The organism is Pseudomonas qingdaonensis (genome assembly GCF_018398475.1).
GTDB classification, from domain to species: Bacteria; Pseudomonadota; Gammaproteobacteria; order Pseudomonadales; family Pseudomonadaceae; genus Aquipseudomonas; species Aquipseudomonas palmensis.
This window is the reverse complement of sequence record NZ_CP074676.1, coordinates 4,788,732-4,804,495: the sequence shown is the minus strand read 5'-3', so window position 1 is coordinate 4,804,495 and position 15,764 is coordinate 4,788,732. Positions and strand designations below refer to the sequence as shown.

At 65.0% G+C, this 15,764-nt stretch carries 11 protein-coding genes and 1 pseudogene; 5 read left to right on the top strand and 7 right to left on the bottom strand.

Translation table 11 applies throughout. From position 1 onward, the window contains the following. Positions 1-35 precede the first annotated feature (35 nt). The 5 genes from colR to KH389_RS21855 all read left to right on the top strand — a co-directional run bounded on the left by colR (position 36) and on the right by KH389_RS21855 (position 3,730). On the top strand, positions 36-719 hold the full coding sequence (colR, locus tag KH389_RS21875; RefSeq protein ID WP_043862092.1) for a two-component system response regulator ColR: 684 nt from the start codon (positions 36-38) through the stop codon (positions 717-719). Further along, positions 709-2,010, top strand: a complete 1,302-nt coding sequence (locus tag KH389_RS21870) for a sensor histidine kinase (RefSeq protein ID WP_213606240.1) — start codon at positions 709-711, stop codon at positions 2,008-2,010. The genes colR and KH389_RS21870 overlap by 11 nt, the downstream gene beginning before the upstream one ends. Positions 2,011-2,107: 97 nt before the next feature. Continuing rightward, positions 2,108-2,788, top strand: coding sequence for a class I SAM-dependent methyltransferase (locus tag KH389_RS21865; protein ID WP_043862094.1), 681 nt, complete (start codon positions 2,108-2,110; stop codon positions 2,786-2,788). Positions 2,789-2,792: 4 nt separating this feature from the next. Continuing rightward, on the top strand, positions 2,793-3,506 hold the full coding sequence (locus KH389_RS21860; protein WP_043862095.1) for a lipopolysaccharide kinase InaA family protein: 714 nt from the start codon (positions 2,793-2,795) through the stop codon (positions 3,504-3,506). Then, positions 3,503-3,730, top strand: a complete 228-nt coding sequence (locus KH389_RS21855; RefSeq protein WP_043862096.1) for a hypothetical protein — start codon at positions 3,503-3,505, stop codon at positions 3,728-3,730. The genes KH389_RS21860 and KH389_RS21855 overlap by 4 nt, the downstream gene beginning before the upstream one ends. Positions 3,731-3,816: 86 nt before the next feature. Here the strand turns inward: KH389_RS21855 and KH389_RS21850 are convergent, their stop codons facing one another. The 7 genes and pseudogenes from KH389_RS21850 to KH389_RS21820 form a co-directional block, all read right to left on the bottom strand. Beyond that, complete coding sequence (locus KH389_RS21850) at positions 3,817-6,864, bottom strand: multidrug efflux RND transporter permease subunit (RefSeq protein ID WP_043862097.1); 3,048 nt, start codon at positions 6,862-6,864, stop codon at positions 3,817-3,819. Between the two features lie 13 nt (positions 6,865-6,877). Continuing rightward, positions 6,878-8,028 (bottom strand): annotated as a pseudogene (locus tag KH389_RS21845) (efflux RND transporter periplasmic adaptor subunit). A gap of 174 nt (positions 8,029-8,202) precedes the next feature. After that, complete coding sequence (locus KH389_RS21840; RefSeq protein WP_078479534.1) at positions 8,203-9,300, bottom strand: DUF1513 domain-containing protein; 1,098 nt, start codon at positions 9,298-9,300, stop codon at positions 8,203-8,205. A gap of 2 nt (positions 9,301-9,302) precedes the next feature. Continuing rightward, a complete protein-coding gene (locus KH389_RS21835; protein WP_043862100.1) occupies positions 9,303-10,367 on the bottom strand; it encodes an imelysin family protein in 1,065 nt (354 codons plus the stop codon). A 14-nt stretch (positions 10,368-10,381) separates the two neighbouring features. Next, complete coding sequence (locus KH389_RS21830) at positions 10,382-11,809, bottom strand: di-heme oxidoreductase family protein (RefSeq protein ID WP_213606239.1); 1,428 nt, start codon at positions 11,807-11,809, stop codon at positions 10,382-10,384. Positions 11,810-11,978: 169 nt separating this feature from the next. After that, positions 11,979-13,310 (bottom strand): imelysin family protein, encoded by a 1,332-nt coding sequence (locus tag KH389_RS21825; RefSeq protein ID WP_043862102.1) that lies wholly within the window; start codon positions 13,308-13,310, stop codon positions 11,979-11,981. Between the two features lie 144 nt (positions 13,311-13,454). Beyond that, positions 13,455-15,536, bottom strand: coding sequence for a putative bifunctional diguanylate cyclase/phosphodiesterase (locus tag KH389_RS21820; protein ID WP_370409116.1), 2,082 nt, complete (start codon positions 15,534-15,536; stop codon positions 13,455-13,457). Positions 15,537-15,764 lie beyond the last annotated feature (228 nt).

Below are 15,764 nucleotides of genomic sequence, written 5' to 3'. Positions count from 1 at the left end.
CCAAGCAGGCAAACGAGGACGGGGGAGAGGTACCGATGCGAATTCTACTGGTTGAAGACAACCGCGATATCCTGGCCAACCTGGCCGATTACCTGGGCCTCAAGGGCTACACCGTCGACTGCGCCCAGGACGGCCTGTCGGGCCTGCACCTGGCTGCCACCGAGCACTACGACCTGATCGTACTCGACATCATGCTGCCCGGCATCGACGGCTACACCTTGTGCAAGCGCCTGCGCGAGGATGCCCGGCGCGATACCCCGGTGATCATGCTGACCGCCCGCGACCAGCTCGACGACCGCCTGCAGGGCTTTCGCTCCGGCGCCGACGACTACCTGCTCAAGCCGTTCGCCCTGTCGGAGCTGGCCGCGCGCATCGAAGCGGTGCTGCGCCGGGCCCAGGGCGGTGGCCGGCGCAGCCTGAACGTCGGCGACCTCAGCTACGACCTCGACACCCTGGAGGTCACCCGCCAGGGCAAGTTCCTCAAGCTCAACCCGGTCGGCCTCAAGCTGCTTGCAGTGCTGATGCAGAAGAGCCCCCACGTGCTGCGCCGCGAGGTACTGGAAGAAGCCCTGTGGGGCGACGACTGCCCCGACAGCGACAGCCTGCGCAGCCACGTCCACCAGTTGCGCCAGGTGATCGACAAGCCATTCGACAAGCCCCTGCTGCATACCGTGCACGGTGTTGGCTATCGACTGGCCGAGGGTCGTGATGGAGTTTAAGCAAAGCCTTGCCCAGCGCATCATCATCGCCTTCGCGCTGATGAGCGCGCTGGTGGCCGGGGCCTTCGCCTTCGGCATCGTGGCCACCGTGCACCTGGTGGAAGAGCGCCTGATCTCCTCGGTACTGGGGGGCGACCTCAAGCGCATGCTGCTGATGGACAGCGTATCGGAGTGGAGCCACCGCCCGCGGCCCGACCAGTTGTTCTACTACAGTGGCGGGCGCGACGACTTCGACCTGCCCAAGGACCTGCGTCACCTCACCCCGGGGTTTCACGAAGTGTTTCGCGAGCACTTGTCGTACCACGCCATGGTCGAGGTGGTGGACGGGCGGCACTACGTGCTGCTGCAGGACCAGAGCGATTTCGAAGAACGCGAGCGCGTGCTGTTCGCCGTGGTGGTGGTGGGCTTCGTGCTCAGCCTGGCACTGGCGGTGTTCCTCGGCTGGGTGCTGGCACGGCGGGTGATGGCCCCGGTGATCCGGCTGGCGCGCCAGGTGCGCCACCGCGACCAGTTGCTGGGCCTGGCGCCGCCCCTGGCGCCGGACTACGCGGCCGACGAAGTGGGGCAACTGGCGGTGGCCTTCGACGCCACCCTGGGGCGCCTGCGTGATGCACTGACCCGCGAGCGGCTGTTCACCAGCGATGTCAGCCATGAACTGCGCACGCCCCTGATGGTGCTGGCCAGCTCGTGCGAGCTGCTGCTGGAGAACCCGGCCATCGACAATCGCGCCCGCGCCCAGGTCGAACGCATTTCGCGGGCCACCGAAGAAATGCGCGAGCTGGTGCAGACCTTCCTCATGCTCGCCCGCGCCCAGCGCGACGAGGGTGCCGTCGCTTCGCGGGCAAGCCTGCGCGAGGTGGGCAACGAACTGATCGGCGTCTGGCGCGACACCATCGAGCAGAAGGGGCTGACCCTCACCTACCACGACACCGGCGCGCTGCCCACCCTGTACAACGCCACGTTCCTGCAATCGGTGATGGGCAACCTGCTGCGCAATGCGGCGCACTACACCGACCAGGGGTACATCCGCCTCACCCTGGAGCCCGATGGCTTCACCGTCGAGGACAGCGGCGTGGGAATTCCCGAGGAGCATCGCGAGGCCATGTTCCAGCCGTTCGTGCGCGGCGGCGAAAAACGCGGGGAAGGGCTCGGGCTGGGCCTGTCGCTGGTGCAGCGGATCTGCGAGGACCAGGGCTGGAGCGTCAGCCTGAGCGCCGCCGAGCCCCATGGTTGCCGGTTCAATGTGAAATTGGGCACGGCCGGGTCGCAGGCCTCCGGAAACACCTTGTAACTTACCGACGCAACCTGACATTTTTTTCACGTTCGCATGACCTGACGCCAACGTCGCCCTGCTTAAGGTAGGCGGCATTGGAGTCAGGAGATGCACCATGCGCAGTCCCATCAAGCTCAAGTTTTCCGAAAAGTACGACGAGCAGCACGCTCAACAGTACCTGCACAAGCACCAGGACGGCATTGCCCGCCGCTTGTCCCACCAGCGTGACGAGCAATTGGCCCGGCGTGCCCTGGCGCTGGCCGGCGAGCCTGGCCTGGTGCTGGACCTGCCCAGCGGTGCCGGCCGTTTCTGGCCGCTGCTGGCCGAAAAGGCCAACCGCGTGATCATCGGCGCCGACAATTCCGCCGCCATGCTGCAGATCGCCTGCGGGTCGCAACCGGCAGAAGTGGTCAAACGGGTACGGCCCTTGCAGACATCAGCCTTCGCCATCGATCTGCCAGACAACGCGGTAGACAGCATTTTCTGCATGCGGCTGTTCCACCACATTGGCGAAGCGGCCCATCGCAAGGCGATTCTTTCGGAGTTTCAACGGGTTAGCCGCGACAGCGTGATCATCTCGTTGTGGGTGGACGGCAACATCAAGGCCTGGCGGCGTAAACGCCTGGAAGCACGCCGTAACAACGGGCAGGCCGATGGCAGTTACCAGAACCGTTTTGTGTTACCAGCTGCTACGGTTGAACAGGAGTTCGAGGCCGCAGGTTTCCGTATTCAGGAACGAATGGACTTTTTGCCGTTCTATGCGATGTGGCGAGTTTACGTATTGCGCAAGGGGTGAAGGAATGGCTGTGGAAGGAACGGGCGGTACGGCGGTCTCGGATCAATTCGATTACTTCTGGCAGCGCCAGGGCGAATGGGTGGAGGCACCCAACCAGCGGCGTGGCGGCGAAAGCGGCGTGCAGCGCCTGAGCGATGAGACGGGCCATCTGCTGTATGCCAAGCGCCAGGTCGGGCATATCTACCGCAGCCTGCTGCACCCCTTCGGTCGCCCCACGGTATTGCGTGAGTTCGCTGCCCTGAGCAGTTTCGAGCAGTTGGGCGTGCGGGTGCCGCATATCGTCTATTGCGGCGTGGAGCGCGATGCCCAGCACCAGTGGCGGGCGCTGCTGGTCAGCGAGGCGCTGGACGGTTTCGAGGAGATCGACCTGTGGTACGCCGGCGGCGGGCGCGAGCAGCACGGCGAGGCGCTGCACGACCGGGTGCTCGAGGACCTGGCCGGCAACCTGGCGCGCATGCACCGCGGGCACTGGCAGCATGGCTGCCTGTACAGCAAGCATATTTTCGTGAAGGTGACCGGCGAGGGCGCGGATGCGCGTGCCGAGGTCGCCTTGCTGGACCTGGAGAAGTGCCGTCGGCGCATCAGCTGCCAGCGTGCGGCCGCCAATGACCTGAAGCAACTGCGCCGCCATTCGTCGTGGAACGATGCGGACTGGAAGAAGTTGCTCTACTTTTACGAAGTGGCGTTTGGCAGCGCTGTCAAAGGTTTAGAGCAATGAAACTAGAAATAGCACGAGGTTTGTTTCTGCTTGTGGCGTTGGCGGTGGCTTCGGTGGCTTTCGCCGCGTGGGAGGAGCCGCGGCCGCAGGTGCTCAGTTCCATCGACCTGGGCGCGCAGTGTCCGCTGCCACGGACGGCCAAGCCGGTCGTCACGGCGCAACCGGACCATGACCTGCTGTTGTTCCTGTTCGGCATGAGCCGGGGGCTGCGCTCCAACGGGTGATGAAGTGTATCGACCCATCGCGGGTCAAGCCCGCTCCCACAGGGTTGCAGTGATCCTTGCGTGGGCGGGCTTGACCCGCGATGCGTTCAACTCGATTCCAGCGCCGTACTTGGCATTTCCTTCCTGGCCAGCAACGTATACACGCACGGCAACACGAACAACGTGAACAGCGTGCCCACCGACATCCCGGTGGCGATCACCATGCCGATGTCGAACCGACTCACCGCCCCGGCGCCCGTCGCCAGTATCAGCGGCACCATGCCGAATACCATCGCCGCCGTGGTCATCAGCACCGGCCGCAGGCGTATCGCTGCCGCTTCCTCTACGGCATCCCGCGCACTCAGCCCCTTGTGCAGGCGCAACTGGTTGGCGAACTCGACGATCAGGATGCCGTGCTTGCTGATCAGCCCGATCAGTGTCACCAGCCCCACCTGGGTGTAGATGTTCATGCTCGACCACCCCAGAAACAGCGGGATCAATGCTCCACAGATCGACAGGGGCACCGTCACCAGGATCACCAGCGGGTCGCGGAAACTCTCGAACTGCGCCGCCAGCACCAAAAAGATGATCGCCAGCGCCAGGCCGAAGGTCACCCACAGCGCACTGCCTTCCTGCACGAACTGACGTGCCTGCCCGCTGTAGTCGAAGGCGAAGCCTGCCGGTGCCTCCTGTTGGGCGATGCTGCGCACCGTCTCCAGGGCCTCGCCCATGCTCACCAGCGGGAAGCCCTGGATGATCGCCGAGTTCAGCTGCTGGAACTGGTTGAGCTGGCGCGGCCGCGCGCGGTCGCTGACGCTGATCAGGGTCGACAGGGGCAGCATCCGGCCCTGCTCGTTCTTCACGTAGTAGTTGTTCAGCCAGCCGGGGTTGTCGCGGTAGGCCTGCTCGACCTGGGCGATCACCTTGTAGCTGCGCCCCTCGATGGTGAAGCGGTTGATCTCGGCCTCGCCCAGCAGCGTGGCCAGGGTGCCGCCCAGGGCATCCATCGACACCCCCATCTGCGCCGCCTTGGCCCGGTCGATATCCACCACCACCTCCGGCTTGTCGAATGCCAGGTCGATGTCCAGGAAGGCGAACTTGCCCGAGGCCTGGGCGCGGTCCTTGACCCGCTGCGCCACTTCCAGCAACGACACGTAGTCATTCGGCGTGTTGATCACGAAGGCGAATGGCAGGCCTTCGCCGGTGCCCGGCAGGGAGGGCAGGTTGAAGCCGAAGATCTGCAGGCCGCTGATGGTCGCCAGCTTGGCCTGCACCTCGGGCAGCAACTCCATCTGGGTGCGGCTGCGCTGGTTCCACGGCTTGAGCAGAAAGCCGCCGATGCCCGATTGCACGCCGTTGAAGCCGTTGATCTGGAACGAGGAGTAGTACTCGGGGAATGACTTGAAGATCGTGATGAACTCGTCGGTGTAGGCGTTCAGGTAATCGAGGTTGGCCGGTTGCGGGGCGGTGGCCATCATGAAGATGATGCCCTGGTCTTCGTCCGGGGCCAGCTCGTTCTTGCTGAACATCAGAAACACCGGGATCAGGCACAGCACGATCAGGGCGAACACAATCACCACCGGCCGGGTCTCGAGGGTGCCGTGCAAAAGCGTCTGGTAGCGGCGCTTGAGCCGCTCGAACAGTTGGTCGAGACGATGGGCCAGGCCGCTGGGGTTCTGCTCCGGGCGCAGCAGCAGGGCACACATCATCGGCGACAGGGTCAGCGCGACGATGCCGGAAATCACCACGGCCCCGGCCAGGGTCAGGGCGAACTCCTTGAACAGGGCCCCGGTGAGGCCCTCCAGGAAACCGATGGGGGCGTACACCGCCGCCAGGGTGATGGTCATCGAGACCACCGGCATGGCGATCTCCCGGGCGCCTTCCAGCGCGGCGTCGAACGGCGTCTTGCCCTCCTCGATATGGCGGTGGATGTTCTCCACCACCACGATCGCATCGTCCACCACCAGGCCGATGGCCAACACCATCGCCAGCAGCGTCAACAGGTTCAGCGAGTAGCCCATCAATTGCATGAAGAACAGCACGCCGATCATCGACAGCGGGATGGTGATCACCGGGATCAGCACCGAGCGCAGCGCGCCGAGAAACAGGAACACCACCACGATCACGATCAGCACCGCCTCGACCAGGGTCTTGACCACCTCGTCGATGGAGGCCTGGATGAACAGCGTGGCGTCATAGGCGATGGAGGCCTTGAGGTTGGGCGGCAACTGCGCTTCCAGCTCCGGCATCAGCTTGCGCACCTCCTTGATCACGTCCAGCGGGTTGGCGGCCGGGGTGGCCTTGATGCCGATGTACACCGACGGCGTGCCGTCGAACGAGCTGACCGTGTCGTAGTTCTCCGCGCCCATCTCCACCCGTGCCACATCGCCCAGCAGCACGCGGCTGTCGCCCTTGGTCTTGAGCGGGATGGCGGCGAAGGCTTCGGCCGACTTGAGTTCGGTGGTGGCGTTGATGCTGGTGACCACGTACTGGCCCTTGACCTCGCCGGCGGCGGACAGGAAGTTGTAGCGGCGCACCGCGGCAGTCACATCGCCGGCGCTCAGGCCGTAGCCGGCCAGCTTCACCGGGTCGATCCACAGGCGCATGGCGAACACCTGGTTGCCGAGAATCTCGGCTTCGGCCATGCCGGGCAGGGTGGCGAGCTTGGGCTGGATCACCCGCGACAGGTAGTCGGTGATCTGCGGGTTGCTCAGCTCCTTGCTGTAGAAGCTGATGTACATCAGCGCCGAGGCATCGGCGGCCTCCTTGCTCAGCACCGGGTCCTCGGCGTCCTGGGGCAGCTTGTTCTTGACCTCGTTGGCCTTGGCCAGCAGCTCGGTGAACAGCCGGTCGCTGTCGGAGCCGATGCGCGCGTAGATCGAGATCACCGAAAAATTCTGCCGGCTCACCGAGGTCATGTAGTCAATGCCTTCGGCACTGGCCAGGCTCTGCTGCAGGGGCTGGGTGATGTAGCCCTGGATGGTTTCGGCGTTGGCCCCTGGGTAAGCGGTGGTCACCGTGATCAGGGCGTTTTCCATCTGCGGGTACTGGCGGATCGGCAGTTTGCTCCAGGCCTGGAACCCCAGCAGCACGATCAGCAGGCTGACCACGCTGGCCAGCACCGGGCGACGGATGAACGGGTCGGTAAAGGCCATGGCGGTTCCTTGGTCAGTCGGCGCCGGGCTGGCTGGTCGGTTCGGCTTGCAGGGTCTTGTCGGCGCTCAGGGTGACGGCAGCGCCCTGGGTCAGCTTCAACTGGCCGGCGGTGACCACCGTTTCGCCGGGCGTGAGGCCCTTGGCGATCACCACCAGGCCGTCGCGGCGCTCGCCGGTCTCGACGAAGCGCCGCTCGGCGATCAGTTGCGGCTGGCCATCGGCCGTGGTCTGCACCTTGCCGTCTTCGGACTTTTGCGGCACGGCGACATACACCGAGTTGCCATAGAGGGTGTAGGTGACGGCGCTCTGCGGCACCACCACCGCGTTGCGCGGGTTGGGCAGCAACACCTGCAGGCTGGCGAACATGCCCGGCAGCAACGTGCCGTCGGGGTTGGCCAGGGTGGCGCGCACCTGCAGGTTGCGGGTGGTGTCGTCGACCTTGGGGTTGATCGCGCTGAGGGTGGCGGTGAAGCTGCGATGCGGGTAGGCGGCCACCGAGACCAGCGCCTGCTGGCCGAGGCTGAGGTTGGGCAGCGCCTGTTCCGGCACGAAGAAGTCGACATACAGGCTGCTCAGGTCCTGCAGGGTGGCGATCACCGTGCCGCTGGCCAGGTAGCTGCCCAGGTCGACCTGGCGGATACCGATGGTGGCGGTGAACGGCGCGTTGATGCTCTTTTTCGCCAGGGATGCCTTGAGTTGCGCCACTACCGCCTGGTTGCGCAGCAGTTGGCGCGCAGGCGGTCGAATTCGCCCTTGGAGATGGCCTGGCTGCCGACCAGCTGGCTGCCTCGCTGATAATCCACCTGGGCCAGCCCGAGGTCGGCCTGGGCGGTGCCGAGCAGGGCAGTCTCGACGTCGCTGTCCAGCTGCAGCAGCAGTTGCCCGGTCTTGACCTGCTGGCCGGATTCGAAGTGCAGGGCCTTGACCGTGCCGGCGATCTCCAGGCTCAGGTCCACCCCTTGCAGGGCCTTGAGGCTGCCCACGGCGGGCAGGCGGCTTTGCCAGGGCTGCTCGCGCGCCTCGGCGGCGGCAACGCTGACCGGCGGCTTGGGCGCGGAGAACTGCTGGATCTGGCGGTAGATGGACAAACCCTTGTAGCCGCCCAGGGCCAGCACCAGCAGCAGGACGATACCCAGCATGATGAGCATGCGACGGCGCAGCATGGACCAGCTCCCTGGAAGCGTTGTTGCGCAAGTCTAGTCGGTCGCGGCGCAGGGGGCGGTGTGCTGGTTCGGTATATTTTATGTTGTCTGTACCGACGTCATCGCGGGTCAAGCCCGCTCCCACAAGGTTCCAGGTGTTCCCTGTGGGAGCGGGCTTGACCCGCGATTGCTATATCAGATCAGGTGCAGATGGTTGTCCCACAACCCCGAAGGCAGTTGCAGCGGTTGCCCCACCAGCGCTGCCTTGCGGCAGTCGTACAGCCGGCATCGCCCTTGCCCGGAGGTCACCACAAAGCCATCGGCCACTGCGCCCACGCCCGCGCAGTCCGGCATCGGCGCATCCAGCTTCACCTCGGCACTGTCCAGGTCCCAGATGAACAGGCGGTTGGCCCGTGGCGCGGTCATCGCCACCAGTCGCAGCTCGCTGTGCACCGCCACGCTGGCGGTGTACTGGGCCATGGACTGCAACTGGCGCTCCGGCACCGGGAAGGCCACGAACGGCTGCCCCGGACGCTTGATCGCCAGCAATTCGGCGGTTTCTTCCGAGCCGCCCATGAACTGCTGGCACGCCAGCACGGTGCCGTCGTCGGCAATCGCCAGGTGGCGCACGCTGTTCATCTGCTGGCTCAGGGTTTCCTTGCTCAGCAGGGTGCCGTCGCGCTGCATCAGCACCAGGCTGGGCTGCATCGCATCCAGGTTCATCTCCACCCGGCTCTCGGCTTCGGTGCGGATACCGCCATTGGCCACCACCAGGGTCTCGCCGTCAGGCAGCCACGACACCTGGTGCGGGCCGATGCCGTGGGTCGGGATTTCCGAATGATGGGCCAGGCGTTCGCCTTCGAAGCGGTACACACCCAGCACGCCACGGCCCGGATCGGTGGTGTCGTTCTCGGTGGCGTACAGCCATTCGCCGCCCTTGTGGATCACCGCGTGGCCATAGAAGTGCCGGTTCGGCTGCGAGGCCAGGGTCTGCAGCAGACGCCCGTCGCGCAGGTCGATCAGGTAGCTCTCGGTGCCGGGGCGGCGCGCCACGAACAGCGCGATCGGCCGCTCGGGGTGGTTGATGATGTCGTGGCAGCGCAGGCCGACCTGGGTGGCGAACACCTGGGTGCCGTCCAGGCGATAGCCCACGGCATAGTGCTTGCCGTCGGCATCGTCACGGGCCGACAGCAGCAGCGGCTGCTGGCCCTTGCTGCGCCACAGGGTCCAGCCACCCAGGGTCAGGGCGCTGAGCAGCACGCTACCGAGTTTGAGGGCCTGGCGTCGCAACATGATCAGTCACCGTCGTTGGCATTGAAGCCCAGCTGGATGTTCAGCGCCTTGGCCAGTTCACCTTCATGCAGGCGGTGAACCACGTTCAGGCTGTCGTAGAAGGCGTTCAGTTGCTCGCGGCCGGCATCGTCCTGGAGCATTTCGCCCAGGGGCCGGTCGATCGCCTTCAGTTGCTTGAGGGCATCAGCATAGGCCGCGTCGATCTTGTCGGCCAGGGCCTTCTGGTCCTTGCCCAGCAGGCCGCGCAGGCCCTGGTTGTCGACCCCGACCCACACGGTCTGGGCGGCGATCAGGCTGGCTTCCAGGCTCTTGAGCGAGGAGTGGCTGCGCCAGGCTTCAGCCTGCAGCGGCTGCGGGATGCCCTTGCTCAGGCGACCCATCGGCGTGCCGAGCTTCTTCTTCAGGGTGTCCAGCGCGGTGACCTGGGCGCGCAGCAGGTCGGCGATCGCCTCATGGGAGTCGGCGTAGCGCTGGTTGGGGAACTTGGTCATCTGCGCCAGCATGCCGTCGGTGCTGTTCCAGCCTTTGAGGATCTCTTCGGCGAGGTTCTTCTGGTGTTCGCCGATGGCCACCAGCAGCGGGCAATAACGGGCCTTCTGTTCGGCGGTGGCGACGTCCGGCTTGCTGTCGAACAGGATGTACTCGTAGGCCGACAGGCCGCGCACCACGACGCTGGACTTGGCCACGGTCTCGGCATCCACCGGCTTGTCGCCGTTGACCAGTTGCTCGACCTGACGGCCCACCAGGTTCTTCTTGTCGGGCCAGAACTGCACCTGCCAGGCGCGGTTGCCCTCGGCCAGCGGGCCGATCAGCAGCGGTTGCAACTCGGCCCAGGCTTTTTGTGCGTGCAGGAAGTCGGCGCGTGCGGTGGCCAGGTCGGCCTTGCCTTCGCAGAAGGCCAGGGCGCTGACGGCCAGCTGGCGGTCGGCTTCGACCCAGCGGCTGTAGGTCGGCAGGATCACCTGCTTGGCGATCGCGGCAGAGGTCACGGCCTGCGGGTCCTGCGGCGAGCAGGCGCCCAGGGCGATGGCGGCGAGGCTGGTGAACAACAGCTTGGGACGGAACATGTCCGGCTCCTTCTCTAGAGTGAGTTCAGGAACGCCAGCAACGCGTCGCGTTGCTCGGCATTGAAGGTCAAGACGTGCTGGCGCGCAGGCTCGGCTTCGCCGCCGTGCCAGAGCACGGCCTCGAGCAGGTTGCGGGCGCGCCCGTCATGCAGAAACTGGGTATGGCCACTGACGGTCTGGTTCAGGCCGATGCCCCACAGCGGCGCGGTGCGCCAGTCCTGGCCACCGGCGGCGAATTCGCTGCGGTTGTCGGCCAGCCCCGGGCCCATGTCGTGCAGCAACAGGTCGCTGTAGGGGCGGATGGTCTGGTTGGCCAGCTCCGGTTCGGCGGCATTGGCCGAGGTGGTGAATGTGGGGGTGTGGCAGCCCTGGCAGCCGGCCTGGAAGAACAGGTTCTTGCCAGCCAGCACCTGGGGCGAATCGACGTCCTTGCGTACCGGCACCGCCAGGTTGCGGGTGTAGAACAGCACCAGGCGCAGGATGTTGTCGCTGACCTCCTGCTCGCCATCGGCGCCGTTGCGATTGGGCTGGGCCAGGCAATCGAGCTGCGCCGGGGTGCAGTCGTCGCGCGGCACCAGGCTGCTGGTCAGGCCCATGTCGCTGGAGAACGCATGGGCGTTCTGCTGGTTGAGGTTGGGTTGCCCGGCCTTCCAGCCGAAGCGGCCAAGTACCTGCTTGCCCTGGGCGTCGTCCCATACCAGGTTGGGCCGGCCACGAATGCCGGTGCCGTTGCGCCCCTCGGGGTCGGCGTTGGCCAGGATGGCCTCATCAGGGATGGCCTCGAGCAGGCCCAGGCCGATCATCGGCGGCGCGACGCGTGCCGAGAAGCGTGTGTCGGGGTGCATCGGGCCGTAGCCAAGCTGGGTGATCTGCAGCTGCGGCTTGCGCAGTTCGACCTGGGTGCCGTCCTTGAAGGTGACGTTCACCGGGGTGTAGCTGACCCGCACCTTGCCCTCGGGGGCCACGCCGGGCACGGCCATGTCCTGCAACTGCCCGCCATAGACCGGCTCGGGCACGATGCCCAGTTGCTCGATCACCTTGGCGTATTCGGGCTGGTCGGGGATCGACAGGCGCACCAGCATCGATACCGCGTTTTTGGCGCCCTCTGCGGGCGGGTGCCCGCGCCCGTCGCGAATATGACAGTTCTGGCAGGCGTTGGTGTTGAACAGCGGGCCCAGGCCATCGCGTGCGGTGGTGGTGGACGGGGCGATCACCCACGGGCTGCGGAAGAAGCTGTTGCCCACGCTGAAGTCCAGGCGCTGGCTCGGGGTGAGGTTGGCCGAGGGCATGGAGTAGGCGTTGCGGTCGCGCTTGTTCACGGTGGTGCTGCCACCGGCACGCGCCTCGCCAGGTTCGGCCTTGGTGAAACGCGGGGCGTCGTCACAGGCGCTCAGGGCCAGGGCCAGCAGCAGGGAAAGGGCGCGGTGAAGCGGAGCGGGCATCGAGAATCCTGAATGGCTAGCGTAAAACCGGCGTGCAAGCTTAGCAGGCGCGGGGGATATGAATAAGAGGGATTTGCGTTTGCTGGATGAAATCTGCTTCAGCTTCCAGCGAAGAGGTCCCACAAAAAAAGGCGACCCGAAGGCCGCCTCTGTTTCAGCACGCTACCACTCAGAACTCGTGGTCAGCGGTGTCCGGGTTCAGGTCGGTGATGCCCAGTTTGCCCGCAGCCTGTTCGATGGCACCGGTCTGCTTGACCAGCGCGGCGATGGCGTCACGCACGATCTGGTTGCCCGCAGCGTTGTCGGCAGCGATCAACTGGTCGTAGTGCTCACCCTTGAGGGCGTGGTCGACCATCACCTGGATCTTCGCCTCGGTGGCTTCCAGATCGGCCTTCAGGGTGTTGTCGGTGGCCGGATCGACCTTGGCCACCAGCGACGACAGGCTCGGGCCGCTCAGCTTGGTGCCGTCGGTGCGGGTGTACTCGCCCAGGTAGACGTTGCGGATACCCTTGGCGTCGTAGAAGTGCGAGTAGTGGGTGTTGTCGCTGAAGCAGTCCTGCTCGTCCTCAGGCGAGTTGGCTTCCAGCGAGACCTTCATGCGCTCGCCCGCCAGTTCGCCCAGCGACAGGCTGCCCATGCCGAACAGCATCTTGCGCAGGCCGTTGGCGACAGGTTCTGCCTCCAGGGTGGCGCGATAGTTGTCGGCCACTGCCGGCTTCCAGTTGCCGACCATTTCTTCCAGGTCGTTGACCAGCAGCTGGGTCACGGCCTTGAGGTAGGCACGACGACGCTCGTTGTGACCGCCGGTGGCGCCTTCGCCTTGCAGGTAGTCCGAGGCAGGGCGGTTGCCGGCGCCCGGGCCGGTGCCGTTGAGGTCCTGGCCCCACAGCAGGAATTCGATGGCGTGGTAGCCGGTGGCGACGTTGGCTTCCGAACCGCCCAGCTCGTTCAGGCTGGCCAGCTTCTCGGGGGTCAGGTCCTTGACGTCGACCTTGTCTTCGCCCACCTGGATCTCGGTGTTGGCGATGATGTTGGCGGTGGCGGCCGGGTTGCCCAGGGCGTGTTCATAGCTCTTGTCGACGTAGTCGATCAGGCCTTCGTCCAGCGGCCAGGCGTTCACCTGACCTTCCCAGTCGTCGATGATGGTGTTGCCGAAGCGGAACACTTCGCTCTGCAGGTACGGTACACGGGCGGCTACCCAGGCAGTCCTGGCGGCGGCCAGGGTGTCGGCGTCGGGCTTGGCAAGGAAGGCATCGACTGCGGTCTGCAGGGTCTTGGCGGTGCTCAGCGAGTCGCTGTACACGGCATACACCATCTCGGCGTAGTGCTTGACCACCGCCTGGGCGGCGGCTTCGTCGACGGCCCCGGACGCCTGGGTGGTGCTGGCGGCAGCAGGTGCGGCGGCCTGTGGTGCGGCGGCCTTGTCCTTGTCATCGCCGCAGCCGGCGAGGGAGATGGCAATGGCCAGCAGACTGGCGGTGGCCAGAGGCATACGAATCATGGGCTATTCCTGCGTCGAGAGGTTGAACAGGCGTGCAGCCGCACGCAAAGGTGCAACATAATGCGAAAGATATGCATTTTCTGTAAAGAGGTTGCCACGTAAAAATTCAAATGCTGTTCACGCTGCCCTTGGCGGCAGCGTCACTCACAGAATCGATACCTGGTTGCGTTGCGCTGCTTTGAGGAAGGCGGTCAGCTCGCGTGCTGGCAGCGGCTTGCTGTAGTGGTAGCCCTGACCTTCATGACAGCCCTGGGCAATGATGTAGGCTTCCTGCTCGGCGGTTTCCACGCCCTCGGCGATCACCTGCATGCCCAGGCTCTTGCCCAGCTGGATGATCGCGCGAACGATGGTGGCGTCGTCGTCATCGTCGAGCAGGTCCTGCACGAAGCTCTTGTCGATCTTGATCTTGTCCAGCGGCAGCGACTTGAGGTAGCTGAGCGAGGAGTAGCCGGTGCCGAAGTCGTCGATCGCGATCAGCGCGCCGGAGCGGCGCAGGCTCAGCAGGTGCTGGGCGGCAGTGCTGATGTCTTCCATCAGGCCGGTCTCGGTCACTTCCAGTTCCAGGCTGCGCGGCGGCAGGCGGTAGATCTGCAGCAGGTTGTTGACCACCCGGGGCAGCTCGCTGTGGTGCAGTTGCACGGTCGACAGGTTGACTGCCATGCGCAGGTCGCTGAAGCCCTGGTCGTGCCATTCGCGCAGTTGCCGGCAGGCCTGGTCGAGCACCCATTCGCCGATCACGATGATGTTGCCGTTCTGTTCGGCCAGCGGTATGAACTGATCGGGCGGAACCATGCCCAGCTCCGGGTGCTGCCAGCGCAGCAGCGCCTCGACGCCCACCACGCGGTGGTCGCGGTAGCTGATCTGCGGTTGGTAAACCAGGTACAGCTGATTGCGCGGCAGGGCTTCGCGCAGGTCCTTTTCCAGCTCGCGGCGCCGGCGCATCTCGCTGTCGACGCTGGCGATGTAGAACTGATAGCGGTTGCGCGAACGGCTCTTGGCCAGGGTCATGGTCTGTTCGGCCTTTTGCAGCAGCTTCTCGGTGCTGTCGCCGTCTTCGGGGAACAGGGTGATGCCGATGGTGGCGCGCAGTCGGATCTCCTGATGGTCCAGGGCGAATGGCGCTTCCAGGTCATCGAGAATGCTCTGGGCCAGCTCGGCAGCCTCGTAGGGTTGTTCGATGTCGGCCTGCACCAGCGCGAACTGGTCGCCGCCCAGGCGGGCGAGGGCACCCAGGCGACCGCTGTGGGCACGCAGGCGGTCGGCCAGGGCCAGCAGCAACTGGTCGCCGGCCTGGTAGCTGAATTGTTCGTTGATGCCCTTGAAGTCGTCCAGGCCTACGCACAGCACCGCAACCCGGCGCTGCAGGCGCCCGGCATCGACCAGGATCTTGTCCAGTTGCTGTTGCAGTTGCTGGCGGTTGGGCAGGCCGGTGAGAAAGTCGTACTGGGCCATGCGCAGCAGGCTGTTCTCGGCCTCGTGGCGCAGGTGGGTATTGCGTTCGATGGACGCCAGCAGTTGGTTGGCGGTGTTCACCCACAGACCGAGTTCGTTCTTCTCGTGGCCCTTGAGCAGCGGCAGCTGATGCTGGCTGGGGCGGTCGGGGTTGATCTGAGTGAGGTTCTCGATGAGCTTGGACAGTGGCTTGGTCAGCAGCCAGTGATAGACCAGGTACAGCACCAGCCCCATGGCCAGGGCGCGGAGCACGCCGGCAATGAAGATGATCACCGAATTGACCACGAAGCCCTGGCCGTAGGCGCCGGTATCGAGGGTGATGCTCAGGTCGCCGTAGTATTCGCTGTAGGGCGCGCGGCCGACGAGCTGGGTGGTGTAGGTGCGTTCCTGGCCGAGGATCAGGTCGGTGAGCCAGCGGGTCGGCAGTTCCTGCAGAGGGCGCGACTTTTCTGCCAGCATGGTTTCGTTGGGGTGACCGATGGAGGCCATGCGCACGGACTCATCCTGGAACAGCCCCTCGATGACCTGCATGCCCATTTCGCGGTCCAGGCTGTATACGGCCTGGGTGGAAGGGTCGCGGAACATGTCGAGGATTCGCTGGGCGTCGTTGGCGACAGCCTGGCGGGTCTTGTAGGCATCGAAGACGATCTGCGCACAGCTGAGTACCACGCCCACGGCCAGTGCCGAGAGCAGGACCACTCTGAGCAACTTGACCGACAAGCTGTTTTTGAGTTCCAGCTTCAATGGGGTTTCCTTAATCCATGCGCATGGCATCATTTTGCCATCATCTGTGGCAATCCACTATCGGCCGTTGGCAGGATTCATGATCCAGCGGTCACTGTATCGGTTGCCCGGCCTTGCGACTTGAGCGATGTACGACAAGTTTCCCAACGATTGATGTTAGCGCGGTATGGGGGGGCAGCAAGAGAGGGTGTTGGTGAAATTGGTTAAAAAAGGTTGGTGGGTGGGGTTTTGCTCTTTGCCGCTTTTTCGGCATAAAAA

Coding starts and splice junctions, on each gene's coding strand:
- KH389_RS21830 (WP_213606239.1), bottom strand. CDS start 11,809: ATGCCCGCTCCGCTTCACCGCGCCCTTTCCCTGCTGCTGGCCCTGGCC.
- KH389_RS21865 (WP_043862094.1), top strand. CDS start 2,108: ATGCGCAGTCCCATCAAGCTCAAGTTTTCCGAAAAGTACGACGAGCAG.
- KH389_RS21840 (WP_078479534.1), bottom strand. CDS start 9,300: ATGTTGCGACGCCAGGCCCTCAAACTCGGTAGCGTGCTGCTCAGCGCC.
- KH389_RS21855 (WP_043862096.1), top strand. CDS start 3,503: ATGAAACTAGAAATAGCACGAGGTTTGTTTCTGCTTGTGGCGTTGGCG.
- KH389_RS21860 (WP_043862095.1), top strand. CDS start 2,793: ATGGCTGTGGAAGGAACGGGCGGTACGGCGGTCTCGGATCAATTCGAT.
- KH389_RS21820 (WP_370409116.1), bottom strand. CDS start 15,536: ATGCCATGCGCATGGATTAAGGAAACCCCATTGAAGCTGGAACTCAAA.
- KH389_RS21850 (WP_043862097.1), bottom strand. CDS start 6,864: ATGGCCTTTACCGACCCGTTCATCCGTCGCCCGGTGCTGGCCAGCGTG.
- colR (WP_043862092.1), top strand. CDS start 36: ATGCGAATTCTACTGGTTGAAGACAACCGCGATATCCTGGCCAACCTG.
- KH389_RS21870 (WP_213606240.1), top strand. CDS start 709: ATGGAGTTTAAGCAAAGCCTTGCCCAGCGCATCATCATCGCCTTCGCG.
- KH389_RS21835 (WP_043862100.1), bottom strand. CDS start 10,367: ATGTTCCGTCCCAAGCTGTTGTTCACCAGCCTCGCCGCCATCGCCCTG.
- KH389_RS21825 (WP_043862102.1), bottom strand. CDS start 13,310: ATGATTCGTATGCCTCTGGCCACCGCCAGTCTGCTGGCCATTGCCATC.